The sequence below is a fragment of the Flavobacterium psychrophilum genome (assembly GCA_001708385.1).
Taxonomy (GTDB): domain Bacteria; phylum Bacteroidota; class Bacteroidia; order Flavobacteriales; family Flavobacteriaceae; genus Flavobacterium; species Flavobacterium psychrophilum_A.
In genome coordinates this window covers 3026985-3043397 of the sequence record CP012388.1, presented here as the reverse complement: position 1 = coordinate 3043397, position 16413 = coordinate 3026985, and the positions used below count along the sequence as shown (strand labels likewise).

The 16413-nt window shown below is 39.4% G+C and carries 13 protein-coding genes; 5 read left to right on the top strand and 8 right to left on the bottom strand.

The genetic code is table 11. The features are described from left to right. Positions 1–7 precede the first annotated feature (7 nt). Together ALW18_13300 and ALW18_13295 are read left to right on the top strand one after the other, a co-directional pair. Positions 8–379, top strand: a complete 372-nt coding sequence (locus ALW18_13300; protein AOE53411.1) for a hypothetical protein — start codon at positions 8–10, stop codon at positions 377–379. Between the two features lie 130 nt (positions 380–509). Continuing rightward, positions 510–1568: a 3-oxoacyl-ACP synthase gene (locus tag ALW18_13295; GenBank protein AOE53410.1), complete on the top strand. Its 1059-nt coding sequence runs from the start codon at positions 510–512 to the stop codon at positions 1566–1568. A gap of 151 nt (positions 1569–1719) precedes the next feature. Here the strand turns inward: ALW18_13295 and ALW18_13290 are convergent, their stop codons facing one another. Both ALW18_13290 and ALW18_13285 read right to left on the bottom strand, forming a co-directional pair. Then, positions 1720–3186 carry a hypothetical protein gene (locus ALW18_13290; GenBank protein AOE53409.1) on the bottom strand — a complete coding sequence of 489 codons (1467 nt, stop codon included), beginning with the start codon at positions 3184–3186 and terminating at the stop codon, positions 1720–1722. Then, the gene (locus ALW18_13285; protein ID AOE53408.1) at positions 3187–4056 is read right to left on the bottom strand and encodes a glycosyl transferase; all 870 of its coding nucleotides are present in this window, start codon (positions 4054–4056) and stop codon (positions 3187–3189) included. It abuts the gene before it with no gap. A 59-nt stretch (positions 4057–4115) separates the two neighbouring features. Between ALW18_13285 and ALW18_13280 the strand changes: the two genes are divergently transcribed. The 3 genes from ALW18_13280 (at position 4116) to ALW18_13270 (ending at position 6585) form a co-directional block, all read left to right on the top strand. Continuing rightward, a complete protein-coding gene (locus ALW18_13280) occupies positions 4116–4964 on the top strand; it encodes a glycosyl transferase family 2 (protein ID AOE53407.1) in 849 nt (282 codons plus the stop codon). Between the two features lie 83 nt (positions 4965–5047). Then, the gene (locus ALW18_13275) at positions 5048–5788 is read left to right on the top strand and encodes an ABC transporter permease (GenBank protein ID AOE53406.1); all 741 of its coding nucleotides are present in this window, start codon (positions 5048–5050) and stop codon (positions 5786–5788) included. Continuing rightward, entirely contained in the window at positions 5788–6585 is a 798-nt protein-coding gene (locus ALW18_13270; protein ID AOE53405.1) for a phosphonate ABC transporter ATP-binding protein, read from the top strand. Before ALW18_13275 ends, ALW18_13270 begins: the two co-directional genes overlap by 1 nt. 48 nt (positions 6586–6633) lie before the next feature. Here the strand turns inward: ALW18_13270 and ALW18_13265 are convergent, their stop codons facing one another. The 6 genes from ALW18_13265 to ALW18_13240 all read right to left on the bottom strand — a co-directional run bounded on the left by ALW18_13265 (position 6634) and on the right by ALW18_13240 (position 16412). Further along, positions 6634–10878: a hypothetical protein gene (locus tag ALW18_13265; GenBank protein ID AOE53404.1), complete on the bottom strand. Its 4245-nt coding sequence runs from the start codon at positions 10876–10878 to the stop codon at positions 6634–6636. An 86-nt stretch (positions 10879–10964) separates the two neighbouring features. Beyond that, positions 10965–12038: a mannose-1-phosphate guanylyltransferase gene (locus tag ALW18_13260; protein ID AOE53403.1), complete on the bottom strand. Its 1074-nt coding sequence runs from the start codon at positions 12036–12038 to the stop codon at positions 10965–10967. 76 nt (positions 12039–12114) lie between these two features. Next, the gene (locus ALW18_13255; protein AOE53402.1) at positions 12115–12711 is read right to left on the bottom strand and encodes a metallopeptidase; all 597 of its coding nucleotides are present in this window, start codon (positions 12709–12711) and stop codon (positions 12115–12117) included. Between the two features lie 19 nt (positions 12712–12730). Next, positions 12731–13408, bottom strand: coding sequence for a short-chain dehydrogenase (locus ALW18_13250; GenBank protein AOE53401.1), 678 nt, complete (start codon positions 13406–13408; stop codon positions 12731–12733). A 2-nt stretch (positions 13409–13410) separates the two neighbouring features. Further along, the gene (locus ALW18_13245) at positions 13411–14364 is read right to left on the bottom strand and encodes a peptidase M28 (GenBank protein ID AOE53400.1); all 954 of its coding nucleotides are present in this window, start codon (positions 14362–14364) and stop codon (positions 13411–13413) included. 374 nt (positions 14365–14738) lie between these two features. After that, a complete protein-coding gene (locus tag ALW18_13240; GenBank protein AOE53399.1) occupies positions 14739–16412 on the bottom strand; it encodes a pyruvate dehydrogenase in 1674 nt (557 codons plus the stop codon). Position 16413 lies beyond the last annotated feature (1 nt).

The window sequence follows — 16413 nt, the reverse complement described above, 5'->3', positions numbered from 1 at the left end:
ATTTCACATGAAAGACATAGAATCAAGAGCAGACCTTGAGGTTTTTACCCGAAAGTTTTACAACAGCCTTCTGGAAGATGGCAGGGTTAGTTATATATTTACCGATGTTGCCAAAATTGACCTTGAAGAGCACCTTCCAAAAATCACCGATTTTTGGGAATTGAGTATATTCCATACCGGGCCTTACCACAACAACCCAATGCATATACATATGCAATTAAATGACAAAGAACAGCTTACAAATGCTCATTTTGACATTTGGCTTATGCATTTTAACACGACTATAGACGATTTATTCGTAGGAGGAAACGCAGAGAAAATAAAGACCAGAGCACTTTCTATAGCGACCATTATGAAAATAAAAGTTTCAGCAGTTTAAACTGACAAATCTTTAATTAATATAACAAAAAACTTAATTTTATTTAAACAGTATGCTTGCATAGTATTTTAACGAAATTATAAGTTATATTTAGCTACCTTAGCCCAAAACAAACAATAATAAATTTACTATGAACATCAGGATTACAGGCTCGGGAAGCTACATCCCTAATCGCATAGTTACCAACTTAGACTTTGCGAAGCATGAATTTTTAGACGAGGAAGGCCTGCCTCTTACTTACTCTAATGAAGTAATAACCGAAAAATTCAGGTTAATTACCGGTATTGAAGAGCGCCGTTATGTAGACAATGACCTTATGACATCTGACATCGCATTCTTTGCAGCTGAAAAAGCGATTGCTGATGCCGGAATAGATCCTGAAACTATTGACTACATTATTTTTGCGCATAATTTTGGCGATGTTAAGCATGGAACTATCCAGACCAACCTTATTCCAAGCCTTGCGTCGAGGGTAAAACACAGCCTTAGAATAAAAAACCCAAAATGTGTGGCTTACGATATTCTTTTTGGATGCCCCGGATGGGTAGAAGGCGTAATTCAGGCGAAAGCCTATATTAAATCGGGCATGGCAAAACGATGCCTTGTAATTGGTGCCGAAACATTATCAAGAGTTGTAGATCCGCATGATAGGGACAGCATGATCTATTCTGACGGTGCAGGAGCAACAATTATAGAAGGCACGGATGAAGAAGGCGGAATACTTGCCCACGAAACAGCATCGTACACTTATGATGAGGCTCATTTTCTTTTTTTCGGGGGCTCATACAACAAAGATCATGATCAGGATGTTCGATATATAAAAATGTTCGGCCGTAAAATATATGAGTTTGCTCTTAGTCGCGTACCTCAGGCCATGAAAGAATGCCTTGATAACAGCGGTGTAAACATAGACGACGTTAAAAAGATACTAATACACCAGGCGAACGAAAAAATGGACGAGGCGATCGTTAACCGTTTTTATAAACTGCATGGCAAATCGGTTCCGGAAAAAGTTATGCCTATGAGCATTCATAAATTGGGTAACAGTAGTGTTGCTACAATTCCAACTTTATACGACCTGATGATAAAAGGATTAGTGGACGACCAGCAATTTGAAAAAGGTGATGTTTTATTATTTGCATCAGTTGGCGCAGGAATGAACATTAACGCATTTGTATATAAAGTATAATATAGTCAGCTCCGTAGGGGCGACATGTATATAGATATAATCTCATAAATTTAAAGAGCTCCGGAGAAGCGGTATAAAGTGCCGCTCCTCCGGAGCTCTTTTTTTTAGAATTCTATTTGTTCTATAAATATCCCGCTCCTTTGGAGCTTCGTTATAGCTTAATAAATTGCAAGCCTTTATCAATCCATAAATTCAACTGATAGACCAGTTTCAATTTGTACAATAATATAATGTTTATCATCAGCGACAACCCTGTTTTATAGACAAGATTTATGAAATGGTTGCTAACATCCGGAAGGAAATAAATAACAATTGTAGATATCAGGAATAACAATGCCATCACTGCAAAACCTTTATCAAAAGGAAACAGCCTGAACTTTTTATAAATAAAAGCAAGCTTGGAGATATTAAACAGCGTCATAGATATGAACGACGCGTAGGCAACGCCAATAATTCCCAAATCCAGTCCGTATATAAAATAAAAGTTTAGCGATATATTTAACGCAATAAGGATACTTATAGCAATCAGGTTGAACCTGTAATATTTTGAATAAGTAATAATTTCTGAATTGAATCCTGTTGCCATATTAATAAGCACACTAAAGCTCAGTATGTTCACAATAGGTATACTGTCTTTAATTTTATCGTACGTAGGCATTAGCCTGAAAAGATCTTCTATACCCAAAAAGATACAGCAAAACAATACCGCTCCTATACAGAACAACAATTTGGCGACCTCAACATATTTCTTTTGAAGCTCAATATATGTTTCCGATTTTAAATGATTTGATACTATTGGCGCATACAACGCAAACATACCTATTGCAGGTATTTGCAGTACCGATGCTAGGCTTACGCCTATGGTAAAAGTTCCGTTTGCTTCTTCTGAGATAAGATTGAATATAATAATACCATCCAGCCTGAAAGCTAGCAGTGAACCCAGGCTTCCGGCAAAGGCGTACAGGCTATAACGGAAATAATCTTTACGGGATATTTCGCCAAACAGCGTTTTGAAACGGTAATTGAATCCGGGTTTAAAATGCCTGAACAGGTAAAGTGCCGTTAATACAAAAATCACGACATAACATACCGTATAATAAACCAGCGAAGCCGTTTTTGATATATACTGATGCAGGAACAGCAGGAATACCAGTGGCAATACAATTTTGGGAATTATCTTTTCATACAGCGTTGGCACGGCAAGTTTTTGCAGATCCTGTGCCTGTTTCCTAAACAATTCTACAAAAGCCAATGAAACCGCGATAGGATAAGCAAGGTAGATAAGGTAATCGTTAGTATCTGTACTTATACCGGTATAGATCATGACACCGGCAAACACCAAAAGACTTATGGCACAAATTGAGAATATGCTATAATTAAAAAGCTGTTTCTGTTTATCTTCCGTAAGGGCAGGATAAAATTTTATAAGCGCGTGCGATGCCCCCAGCACCATTATAGGGAATAGTAATTGCGATATGTTGTCTACATAGCGTACTGTACCCAGCAAAGCTTTACTATCTGGATATACCAGCACGGTAGACACTATACCAATAGCTGTACCCACATAATTTATGAGGGAATAAAGTACTACCTGTTTTGCCGACGCTTTTTTATCCATTTATTTAGCCGAATTTCTGGCAGTTTTTATTTTACTCATCCCCCCTACCCATTGTAAATAATATTTCAGCAGAGTAAAAAACATACTGAACGATTTATCAACACCATACGATTTACCGAAATATTTTGGTAAACCAATTACCTCTTTCAACGCTTGCAGGTAACTTTTACCTAAACCGCTATTAATATTAAGAAGTGTGGTCAGTATTTTATATTTCGACTGGATAATATCTTTATTGTAATTTCGGGTGATAACCCTATCATGCACAATCTTACTGTCGTTATCTATACCGATTTTAAACTTATGAAAAAGCAACCTGTCGCAGTAATTTCGATCTTCGCCATAATGTCCAAATAGCGGCTCAAAAAAGCCTACAGTTTCAATACATTTGCGGGTAAGCATCCATGCGGCGGCATTTACAAAAGGTACGACTGCAACAGCATCTGCCAGGCCCGTTTTTCGACTCAAATAGGTTTCAAAACTTTTATCTAAAGTTATTCCATCTCCTGAAAAATGTTTCGGACTCATTATACCAAAGTCTTCACCACTCGCAATTTTAGCTACAAGGCTGCCAACAGTATTATTGAACACCCAGGCATCCTGGTTTAAAAGAAAAACATAATCGGCTCCCTGTTCCAGCGCTTTTTTCATACCTATGTTATTGGCTTTACCAAATCCCAAGTTATCGGGAGATTGTATCAGGTCTACTTGAGGATACTTTGCCAGTAGTGCAGCAGAGTTGTCTGTAGAATTGTTATCTATAGCAATAATATGCACCGGATAATCAGAATCCAGTAATGACTGTATGTTCTTATCTATCCAATGGCTGCCGTTATAGGTAACAAGTACAACAAAAACTTTTTTATTCAAGGCTGTTCTTTCTTAATAGCACAAAAATAGGGATATTTGCATTCATTTTATCCACACGCATGAAATACTACGCGATTATACCTGCACACAACGAAGAAGCATTTATGGCACTTACCCTGCAGTCGCTTGCCGAACAAACTGTACTGCCTGCAAAAATTGTGGTGGTAAATGACAACTCTACCGATGGTACTGCTGCAATTGTTACCGCATTTGCGGAAAAGCACCCCTGGATATCGCTGGTAAACAAAAAGTCGGATGCAGTACACATGCCCGGCAGCAAGGTCATACAGGCTTTTCAGGCAGGATATGAAACCATAGATGAAAATTACGACATCATTGTAAAGCTTGATGCCGACCTTATCCTACCTCCTGATTATTTTGAGACTATCCTAAACGCTTTTAAGGCTGATAACAAAGTGGGAATGGCAGGCGGATTTGCCTACATTGAAAAAAACAGCGAGTGGATATTAGAAAACCTTACCGATAAAGACCATATTCGTGGTGCGTTTAAAGCCTACCGAAAAGAATTGTTCCTAAAAATGGGAGGCCTGCGCCCTGCTATGGGTTGGGATACAGTAGATGAATTGCTTGCCAAATTTTATGGATGGAAAGTAGTTACTTTTGAAAATCTTAAAGTAAAACACCTTAAACCTACCGGAGCCAACTATAACAAAGCGGCACGCTACAAACAGGGAGAGGCATTTTACACCCTGGGCTACGGATTCCTGATAACCTCTATTGCAGGTGCCAAGCTAGCCATGCGTAAAAAGAAACCTTTACTTTTTATCGACTACATTAATGGGTTCCTGAAAGCAAAAAAAGAGAACAGGCCTTTGCTGGTCACCAACGAGCAGGCAAAATTTATTCGTGCCTACCGCTGGAAGAAGATGAAACAGAAACTCTTTTAACCCTAAGAGTATTAAAAAACTATTAACTAATACTAATTACTGGCTACAATTCGGTACTTTAGCCTTTTATTTTCGACTCATAAATGATAAAAGCATTACACCAGATAGGCCGTTATTTCCTTATGCTTAAGGAGGTTTTTAATAAACCAACTAAGTGGAAGGTGATGAAACCACTGATCTTAAAAGAAATAGATGACCTTATTATAGGCTCTATGGGCATCGTTGCATTTATCTCGTTCTTCATAGGCGGGGTTGTGGCGATACAAACAGCACTTAACTTAACAAACCCGCTAATACCAAAATCGCTTATTGCTTTTGCAACAAGGCAGTCGGTTATACTGGAGTTTGCACCAACCTTTATTTCCATAATTATGGCTGGTCGTGCAGGTTCTTATATTACATCGAGTATAGGTACTATGCGTGTTACAGAACAGATAGATGCACTGGAAGTTATGGGGGTTAACTCGCTTAACTACCTTGTATTCCCAAAAATACTTGCTTTTGCATTGTACCCGTTTGTAATATCGGTAGCAATGTTCCTGGGTATTTTAGGTGGATGGCTTGCAGGTGTTTATGGAGGCTTTGCCGGTAGCGAAGAGTTTTTACAGGGTTTGCAAACTGACTTTAAACCGTTTCACGTGTTTTATGCCTTCTTTAAAACATTTATATTCGGTTTCCTATTAGCAACTATACCTTCTTTCCATGGTTACTTTATGAAAGGTGGAGCGTTAGAGGTTGGTAAAGCAAGTACAACATCGTTTGTATGGACCAGTGTTGTTATCATTTTGGTGAACTATATTATAACGCAATTACTTTTAAGCTAATGATAGAGGTTAAAGACATAGAGAAATCGTTTGGGGAATCTAAAGTATTAAAAGGTATCTCCACAACGTTTGAGACAGGAAAGACAAACCTTATTATAGGCCGAAGCGGATCGGGTAAAACCGTTATGCTTAAAACACTTTTGGGTATTCACTCGCCCGATTCGGGAACTATTTCGTTTGATGGAAGGATATATTCTGAGCTGAGCCCGGATGAAAAAAGAACACTTCGTACAGAAATAGGTATGGTATTTCAGGGCAGTGCATTGTTTGACTCTATGACCGTAGAAGACAACGTAGGCTTCCCCCTAAAGATGTTTACCAGTAAAAGAGCCCGTGAGGTTAGAGACCGTGTAAACGAAGTACTGGAGAGAGTAAACCTTAAAGATGCCAATAAGAAGTTTCCAAATGAAATTTCGGGTGGTATGCAAAAAAGGGTTGCTATTGCAAGGGCTATAGTTAACAACCCAAAGTATCTTTTTTGCGATGAGCCCAACTCGGGACTTGACCCGGAAACATCTATCGTAATTGATGAGCTTATCCAGGAGATTACTAAAGAATATGAAATTACTACAGTTATAAACACCCACGATATGAACTCTGTTTTACAGATTGGCGAAAAGATCGTCTTTCTTAAAAATGGAATTAAAGAATGGGAAGGCAATAACGAGGAGATATTGGAAACAAGAAACAAGTCTATCGTTGAGTTTGTTTATTCGTCAGACCTGTTTAAAAAAGTGCGTGAAAGCCTTTTAGCTGAAGCAGAAGATGATGATCATAATCATCACAATAAAAAGTAAAAAAAGCGCTTAGATAATCTAAGCGCTTTTTGTTTGTATCAATATACTCTACTTTTCTTCCCTTTGCAGGTAAACCCATCCGGTTACTTCTTTACCGGCAGATAATGTTACTACATAATAGTACGTAGCTGTTGGCAGCGTCCCTTTATCTGACTGCCCATACCATTCGTTCAGATAGTTATTGGCTTCATAAACCTTAAGCCCGTACCTGTTGAATATTTTAAGCTTTATAACATCAAGGTTAGATAGGTCAAACGTATCATTAAGTCCGTCACCGTTGGGAGAAACCCCCCTTGGTATATAGCAGGTTGTATTATCTATGGGAATCGAGGCCTCAGCGGTACAGCCTTCGGCATTCGTTACAGTTACGTTATATGTACCCGGGAACTTATTCGTAATATCCGCCCTTGGACCTGTAAAAGAAAAACCACCCGGACCTGTCCATGTTACTACCGCTCCCTGAATATCGTCAATATTTGCTATCCAAAGCATATAATCGTAATCAATACATCCGGAATCTAAAACCACTTCAAAAGGATTTTCATTAGGAACAACCTCAATATCCCTTGCCGTAGTACAATTATTATTATCTACTATTACCTGATACATTCCTGTATTGTCAATCTGTAAATTAGCTGTAGCTTCCGTAAGCTCAGTACCTTCATAATACCATCTGTAAAGTACGGTACCGCCATCAAAGTTATCAGGTATTACCGTTAATAACGACGTCTGTCCTTCACAGAGTGCCGTATTACCAACTACATTAAACTGAGGTATAGCTCTAACTGTAACAGGAACTTCAACAGCATCAGATGTGCATCCGTTCACCCTCACATTTACTATATAATTTCCATTCGCTGACATCCCGGCAGCAGTAATTAGCGGGTTTTGCTCTGCAGATGTAAATCCATCCGGTCCTGACCATGAATATATTGCGTTAGCAGGAGCATCAGCAGAGAGCTGAATATCGGCACCTTCACATATCGGTACTACCGTTTGTACTGTTGGAGCATCGGGAATGTCAACCAACTCCAGTGTTACAAGGGCATCATCAGTAGCATTACATATATTCGTAACTGAGTATCTAAACCTATACACCCCTGGAGCTATTCCGGCTGTTGCAAACATATCGCCATTTACAGCACCTGTTGCATCAACATCTTCCCACGTACCATCAACGTCGAATGTACCTGTAAGATAATCTGTAAGATCTAAAGCATTACCTTCGTTACAAATTGGCGCAGAAATACCGTCAAGTCCCGCATTGGGCGCAGCTAGCACTGTTACCGCATATTCTACCGCATCGGAAGAACATCCGTTTACCGTTACGGTAAGCGAATAGGTTCCTGAATTATTTTCTGTTGAATTTTCAATAAGCGGATTTTGTTCTGAGGAAGAAAAACTATTAGGCCCTGTCCACGCATAAGAAGCTCCTCCTACTGCATCGGCAGTAAGCTGAAGGTCTACACCTTCACAAACCGGACTTGTACCGCTTATCGCAGGCGGCAACGGCTTGTTTCTAACTTCAAGTGTAAGTAAGGCTTCATCGGTTTGGTTACACAACCCTGCAAGCGTATACCTAAATTGATAAGTTCCTGGCGCAAGACCATCGCCGGAAAGTATACTGCTCGTTAAGAAGCCTGTTGCATTCATATCTTCCCATACACCCGTCCTACTGATACCTGTAGCAAGAAAGTTATTCAGGTTGATACTTTGTCCGGCATTACAAAACTGGGCTGTGATGTTTTCTCCCGCATTTGGAACAGCGTTTAAATTTAGATTATATTCTAATATCTGGTTCATGCACGACAAAGGATTATCGGTTGTAATTTCTAATATATAGCTGCCTGCATCAGATGCCGACTCATAATCCGGAAATAATAAAGTACCTGTTGTGCTAAGCACCATATTCGGTGAACCTTCCTTATACCATTTGTAATCTAAGAAACTAAACTCCTGAACAAATAAAAAACTGTCTTCGCCTTCGCAGAATCCATCAGCTTTTATTGCCAAAGGATCCAGCGAATCTACATCAAGCCTGATGTTCCTGACAAAACCACAAACATCGGAAACTTCGAAATTGTAAATTCCGCTTTCCAGTCCTGTAAACACATTAGACTCTCCGTTATCAACAGTAAACACCTGGTTATCTTTTGTTGTTATAGCATAATGCAAAGGTGCTACACCCTGGGCAACTACAGCAACTTCGGTTGTTCCGTTACTGCACGGAAAACCGTATACATCTGTAATTACCGGTTTTTCATTTTCAAATTCAAATTCGCGGAGCACTTGCGTGCATCGAATATTGGTTAGGTTTCCGTTAGCGTAAACAAAAAATGTTTTTAGCACCCTGAATCTCCCCATGTAGGACAACGTAGGTATAAGCACATTATTAGACAGCACCACAGAGTTAATTGACGTTGCCTGACTTCCTTCCACATAATCTACACCCGTAGCCGGATGTTCCCATACATTATCTGTTTCATTAAATTTTTGAAGATAGAATCCCTGTACATACGTACCGTTGCTTAAATGAAGGAACTCCAAATCAAAAGATCCGCAGTGTGGTGTCACCGTAAAATCATTATTAGTTACGTTATATCCTGCTACAGTTATATTCTGGGTATTAACTGTACCGCAGTCATCAACCGTTTGTATAGTGTACAGCCCTCCCGGCATAGAGTTCATATAAAAAGCCCCATCAGAAGCAATGTTAGGTGTTCCTACATAAGGGGTAGGAAATGTTGGCGGCGCATTGGTAATTGTAAAACCTCCAAGCCCTTTTGTTCCCGTGATTTTTACACTTCCCTGTCCTTGTGTACATCCCGGACGCTGTGATACGCTTAGGGTTTGTACTGCATTAGCCACACCTATTTCTGCTTCAACAAGATATTCATCATCGCAGGAATCCTTTACAAAGAACAAATATTGTCCCTGCGGAGCAGGATCCAACGTAAATTCACCTTCACTGTCAACATCCGAACTCATATCTATAGGGAAACCGCTATAAGGCGGATTTGGCCCACTATTCATTTTGATCTCCGTAATCTCCCTACCGGGAATCGTTATACTAATAGATCCGTTAGGATCGTTACAATCCGCGTCGGTTTCGGCGACTGCAGGCTCTATAGGAATATCTACTATTGTGAATGAAAGTGTTGCCGTTCTCAGACATCCATCTATAATATTTACTACATATGGACCTTCGGGCACATATACACCGTTACCACCATACACAGCCTCATTAGTAATGAATTCAGGATGATCAGGATTAATCAGTAACGGATTAAAACCATCGGGAGCCGTTGGAAAACTAAGGGTATAAGGAGGTGTAAAATTTTCGGGCCTTATGATAAAATAATTGTCACCGCAATCTTCTTCCTGTCTGTCAACAGACAAAGCAAGATCTTTATTTACTGCTGTAAGTCCGTTAGATGTTTTATTATAAACCCTGCCACATGAATCTGTAGCTTTAATATCGTAGGTGTAATTACCCGGATAATACGGAATATTTAAAGGAAATGTAGAACCACCGGTTACAACCTGGTTTAATACCACGGGTGCCGCCCCGCCCGGAGGATAAACGGTAATTTGTATGTAAATAGGATAGGCAATTTGAGTTCCTGTAGGTGGAAAAAAATCCTGCGTGACTATCAGGTCATTACAGTTGAGATATTCAATATCGCTGATAACACCTATACTTAGCCCTGGAGTAGCCTGCTGAACCAATACTTCTTTAGGATCTCCCTCCCCGCAAATATCAAAAACCCTAACCCTATACAAGCCTGTAGGTAGACCGCTAAATATATTTGATGACTGAAGCGGCCTCAATACAGGGCCTTCTATAATTTCGTAGGATGCAGGATATCCGGAAATGGTTGTCACCGTAATAGCGCCATCATTACCACAAAGCGCAGATTTGGCAATAAGTACAAAATCTAAAGGTGCTATAAGATTGGCTATAACAACATCTTGTGTGTTGGTAATTACCTGACCATTTAATGACTGGGTAGCCACAATACGATAGTTTCCCGCCGAACGGCCGGGTACTACCGTATTGGTAGTTTCTATCACGTAGTTAATTGTATCCGGAAGCTTATACACTGTAAATGTAATGCCCGCCCCGGCCTGGGTGCCCGATGTAGTAAAAGTAAGTACGCCATTATTAAGGCATGTCTGATCTGTTACGGACACAGTAAAATTAAAAGGAGGTAACTGAGCAAACGAGTGTAAAGTAAAAAAAAGCGTTATTACAGTAAATAACACCCTTACGTAAGGTAATCGTTGGTTCATGCTTGGTTGGTTTGGTTTAAGTGCAATAAAGATAACAGCTAAAACCAAAAAAACCCTACAAATGATATCAAAAACAATTACTTATATCAGACTTTTTTGGCAGAACCGGTAACAAGTTCTGTAATTTTTTTAATTTCCTGCTCTTTTTCTTTAGGATATATAAGCAGAATATCTTCTTTATCTACAATGATATAATTGTTAATACCGTCTATAATTACGGTCTTTCCTTTATCTGCCCTTATAATATTGTTAGACGAGTTTTCCATAAAAACCCTAGCATTAACAACCGTATTATTGTTTTCGTCTTTAGCAAGCTTATCGTGCAACGATCCCCATGTACCAAGATCATTCCAGTCAAAAGCAGCCGGAAGCACATATACGTTTGGTGCTTTTTCCATTACAGCATAGTCAATAGACATATTCTCGCTATTACCATAATTTTCAATAATAAAATTCTTCTCGGCAGGCGTATTGTAAATATCATAGCCATTCATGAACAGTTCATACATTGTGGGCTGAAATTTCACAAAGGCTTTCGTAACTGCTTTTACGCCCCATATAAATATACCGGCATTCCAAAGGAAATTACCCTGTTCTAAAAATGATTTTGCAGTAGTATAATCAGGTTTCTCCCTAAACTGGGTAACCTTTTTAATTTGCCTTTCATTTTGGGCATCGTATTCAATGTAGCCATATCCTGTATTAGGAAAAGTAGGTTTTATACCAAGCGTCATTAAAACTTCTTCTTTTTGGGCACAGTCAAAAGCGCGCTGAAGATTATCTAAAAATGCGGCTTCGTCTTCAATCCAATGGTCTGTAGGTGCTACCACCATAACAGCATCAGGATTTATTTTCTGAATTTTAAGTGATGCATACAAAATGCATGGTGCAGTGTTACGCATAGCAGGTTCAAGTACAATTTGCTCAGGAGACACCTCCGGCAATTGTTCCAGCACTATGTCATTATATATTTCGTTAGTAAGTATAAGTATATTCTCTTTCGGTATAATCTGGGTTAACCTGCTGAAAGTTTTCTGAATAAGTGTTTCTCCAGTTCCAAGCATATCATGAAACTGTTTAGGAAATTGTGCAGTACTTACCGGCCAAAAGCGCGAACCTACACCGCCCGCCATTAATACCGCAAAATAATTTTTGTTCATTGCTATGAATTTAATTTCTAAGTAAAGATTTCACTAAAAAAGTGAAAATCAAAACCGTTTAATTTTCATTTAACACTTACGACAGCAGCTCTACTTCTGCATTAGGATTAAACAGATAAACCCTGCCCGTACTTACTTCAAGACACTCAAACCGCTTAATGCGCTGCGCACCTTTTTTAAAGATCTTACCGTTATGAATCCTGAAATTACTTCCGTAAGGAATTTCAAAGATATAATTCTTTTCAGACCTTTCATCAAATTGTTTTAGCGCCAAAGACAGTGTTGCATCGGTATCGCTACTGGCTTTCGGATTCCTGAAATGCCTTGCCAGTAAAGGCAATAACTGGGTAGGAAATATTTCGGGACGTATAAATGGAACCATAAGTTTCTGAAAAGTTACTTTCCACTCATCACCGTGTGGTTTTATATTCCTCCCAAACTTTTCGAAAGCAGCCAAATGTGCTATTTCGTGAATTAAAGTAATAAGAAACCTGTATTTATTAAGATTAGCATTTACCGTTATCTGGTGCTGGCCATTAGGATCGCGACGATAATCACCATGACGTGTTACGCGCTCATTTACAATTTTTAAGTTAACCCCATAGAGTTTTATCAGCTCAAAAACTGTATCTGTTGCATGTTCCGGTATATATGGCGCAAGTATATGTTTCAATCTAAAAACAGCTGATTAATTAGGGAGTGGTACTGGAAACCTGCAGTACCTTACCGTTAAAATATTTATGCCCTGTAAGAGCAAAATTAAAGATATAATCACTCATTTCTTTTGGCGAGAGTGGAGCCTCATACCCTGGGAAAGCTTCCTGAAGCATCTCTGTGTTTACAGCCCCTAAAGCAAGTACATTAAACGCAATTCCCTTATCACGGTATTCTTCGGCTAAAAGCTCGCTAAGCGTTATTACAGCCCCTTTACTGGAACTGTATGCAGCCAGTCCTGCAAACTTAACAGTGCCCTGAACACCACCCATACTACTTATAGTTATAACATGCCCGCCAGCCTGCATATAAGGCAACACTACCCTGTCAAGCGCAGCCACGCCAAATACGTTTACTTTATAAATGTATTCAAACTCTTCAGCGCTAATTTCTGCAAACGGTTTAAGCAAAAGTGCCCCGGCATTATGAATAACAATATCTACCTTATGCCATGTGCTTTCTATAAAATCTTTGATATTTTCAAGGCCTTCGCCCGATGCAAGATCGATACCCAGGCAGGCAATATTTTGGTTTTCGATAAAAGCCTGAGGTATTTTTCGGGATACCGCCAGTACATTATTACCCGCGTTGGCAAACTGAAGCGCAAGCTCATAGCCTATCCCCCTGCTTGTACCTGTTATAATTATATTCTTCATTATTATTTCAATACAATTTCTTTGGTTGGTGCATTCACCATTTTTTCTACAACAGGTATCATTTCCTGAATAAACCCCGTCATGTGTTTTGTATCCATTTGCCCAAATTCATCGCCTAGCTGGTGATAGAATTTAAAAGTTGTCATTTCTGTAGTGCTTATAGTATGCGATGGCACATTAAACTCCATAAAGAACGGATAGTTATCTGATGCCCTGAATAATTGGTATTGCATTTCAAACGCGTTAGAACCAACTACTTTTTTACCCGCATACTCGTTTATTTTATCAGCCATATTACTTCTGCCATAACCGGTAAGATACGAAAGCACGTCGCCGCCAAGAGGCACACCTGTCATTTCGAAATTAAGCATCGTATAAATATTAAAGTTTTGCGCTTTAAGTTTTGCCGCCAAATGCTTAGACCCCAAAAGTCCATCTTCCTCAGCAGAGAAGAAACAGAATAATATACTCCTTTTGTTCGATTTCGTTTTTCCGTAGTAGTTCACCAATTCAGCAACACTTGTAGTACCGGTAGCATTGTCATCGGCTCCATTGTATATATTGTCTCCGTTTACCGCAGTTTCGGCTACACCAATATGGTCATAATGTGCTCCAAGAACCACAAACTCTTTTTTAAGAACCGGGTCGGTACCTTCAAGGTATCCTATAACATTGTACGAAGTAATAGCATAGTTAGTAAGTGTATCCCTATAAGTAGCAAAATAAGGTTTGATACCGTTCTTTTTAAAAACATCTTCAAGGTATTTAGCTGCCATTTCTGCCCCTTCAGAACCCGCATCACGCCCCTTAAGTTCGTCCGAAGATAAAAACTTGAGCGTTGCCTCTACCGATTTTTCTTCAACCTTATAAGGTGCCGGAGCCGTTCTCTTTTTTTGTGCAGACGTAAAAGCAACACACCCTAATGATAGCAGGGAAACAAATAATAGTTTTTTCATTTGATTGATTTTGAATTCAGCTAAAATAAGAAAAAAATCCCGTTTGTTTCGGAAGAAAATCCTGCTACAAAAACCATTGTTTAGAATTCTCACATTTACAAGAAGCTTATATTTTCACGAAAATACCAAAAGCGCAACATTAATTCATAAAGACTTAAATATCATAAAATTATCAATCTAATTTTACGCTTTCTAAAATTTCATTTTGAAAGCAGAAAGTGCAATATTAAACTGAACGTTTTACCTGAAGCAAAGCAAGATTAATTCCTGAGAAAACATCAGCGTTATTTAAGCAGGTTTTCACGATTATATATAAAAAAATACCCGTCCTGAAATCAGGACGGGTAGTATATCTAAACAGATTACATTGGCGGTTATGCCAGCATAGTAACCGGATTTTCAATATATTGTTTAAGCGTTTGAAGGAACTGAGCTCCTGTAGCGCCATCAACTGTTCTGTGGTCGCATGTAAGAGTTACTTTCATTACATTACCTACAACTATCTGACCATCTTTAACAACAGGTTTCTGTATGATAGCACCTACTGAAAGGATTGCAGAGTTAGGCTGGTTGATAATAGATGTAAACTCCTGAATACCAAACATACCTAAGTTAGAAACGGTAAACGTGCTGCCTTCCATATCTGCAGGAGCAAGTTTTTTGTTTTTCGCTTTACCTGCAAGGTCTTTCACTGTAGCACCAATTTGAGAAAGGCTCATGTTGTCGGTAAATTTAAGTACCGGTACAAGAAGTCCGTCTTCAACAGCAACAGCAACACCAATGCTAATGTGTTTGTTGTAAACAGTAACATCATCTTTCCACTGGGTATTAACCTGAGGGTGTTTTCTCAAAGCCATAGCACATGCTTTAACTACAAGGTCGTTAAATGACACTTTAGTATCCGGCACTGCATTAATAACACCTCTCGAAGCAATAGCGTTATCCATATCAAGCTCTATAGTAAGGCTGTATTCCGGAGCAGTGAATTTAGATTCAGCCAGACGACGCGCAATAGTTTTACGCATTTGGTTGTTTTTCACTTCTTCGGTACTTACTTCACCAGCAGGAACAAATGGTTTAGCCTCAGCTTTTGCAGCACCTTGCGGAGCAGTAGCCTGAGCCGCCGGCTGTGCAGCCTGTGGTGTATAGCTTTCAATATCTTTTTTAACGATACGACCGTTCTCACCAGAACCTTTAACCTGATTAAGGTTAACGCCTTTTTCTTCGGCGATCTTACGTGCTAACGGAGAAACAAATAGTCTTCCGCTATCGTTAGTTGCAGGAGCAGCCTCTTCAGCTTTTGGAGCTGGTGCCGCTTCTTCTTTTTTATCTTCTTTAGGAGCTTCTTCCGATTTGCTTTCAGCAGCAGGATTGCTTCCTTCTTTACCTGTAACACCGGAAACATCTGTTCCCGCAGGGCCAATAATCGCGAGAAGGCTGTCTACCGGAGCAGTCTGTCCTTCCTGGATACCTATTTTAAGTAGTGTACCTGCATTAAACGATTCAAACTCCATAGTAGCTTTGTCCGTTTCAATTTCTGCAAGGATGTCACCTTCTTTTACAGTATCACCTTCTTTTTTAAGCCATGTAGCAACAGTACCTTCGGTCATAGTATCACTAAGGCGAGGCATAGTAACTACAATAACACCTTCAGGAAGTCCGGCAGCAGCAGGTGCAGCTTTCTTCTCTTCGGCAGGTTTTTCTTCTGTTTTAGCTTCATCAGCTTTTTCTTCTTTCTTAGGCTCTTCTTTTTTATCAGAATCAGCAGCAGGAGCTGCCTTACCTTCAAGAAGCCCTGAAATATCTTCACCTTCTTTACCGATAACAGCAAGAACTGAATCTACCGGAGCAGTTTCACCTTCCTGAATTCCAATGTGTAAAAGTGTACCTGCATCAAAAGCTTCAAATTCCATTGTAGCTTTATCTGTTTCAATCTCTGCAAGGATATCTCCTTCTTTAATTGTATCACCAACTTTTTTAAGCCACGTAGCCACAGTACCTTCGGTCATAGTGTCGCTAAGACGCGGCATAGTTATAATCTTTGCCATG

Bases quoted from the DNA above. Each gene is read 5' to 3' on its own strand.
- ALW18_13280 (AOE53407.1), top strand. From the start codon at position 4,116: ATGAAATACTACGCGATTATACCTGCACACAACGAAGAAGCATTTATG.
- ALW18_13290 (AOE53409.1), bottom strand. From the start codon at position 3,186: ATGGATAAAAAAGCGTCGGCAAAACAGGTAGTACTTTATTCCCTCATA.
- ALW18_13250 (AOE53401.1), bottom strand. From the start codon at position 13,408: ATGAAGAATATAATTATAACAGGTACAAGCAGGGGGATAGGCTATGAG.
- ALW18_13240 (AOE53399.1), bottom strand. From the start codon at position 16,412: ATGGCAAAGATTATAACTATGCCGCGTCTTAGCGACACTATGACCGAA.
- ALW18_13260 (AOE53403.1), bottom strand. From the start codon at position 12,038: ATGAACAAAAATTATTTTGCGGTATTAATGGCGGGCGGTGTAGGTTCG.
- ALW18_13275 (AOE53406.1), top strand. From the start codon at position 5,048: ATGATAAAAGCATTACACCAGATAGGCCGTTATTTCCTTATGCTTAAG.
- ALW18_13300 (AOE53411.1), top strand. From the start codon at position 8: ATGAAAGACATAGAATCAAGAGCAGACCTTGAGGTTTTTACCCGAAAG.
- ALW18_13270 (AOE53405.1), top strand. From the start codon at position 5,788: ATGATAGAGGTTAAAGACATAGAGAAATCGTTTGGGGAATCTAAAGTA.
- ALW18_13295 (AOE53410.1), top strand. From the start codon at position 510: ATGAACATCAGGATTACAGGCTCGGGAAGCTACATCCCTAATCGCATA.
- ALW18_13245 (AOE53400.1), bottom strand. From the start codon at position 14,364: ATGAAAAAACTATTATTTGTTTCCCTGCTATCATTAGGGTGTGTTGCT.
- ALW18_13265 (AOE53404.1), bottom strand. From the start codon at position 10,878: ATGAACCAACGATTACCTTACGTAAGGGTGTTATTTACTGTAATAACG.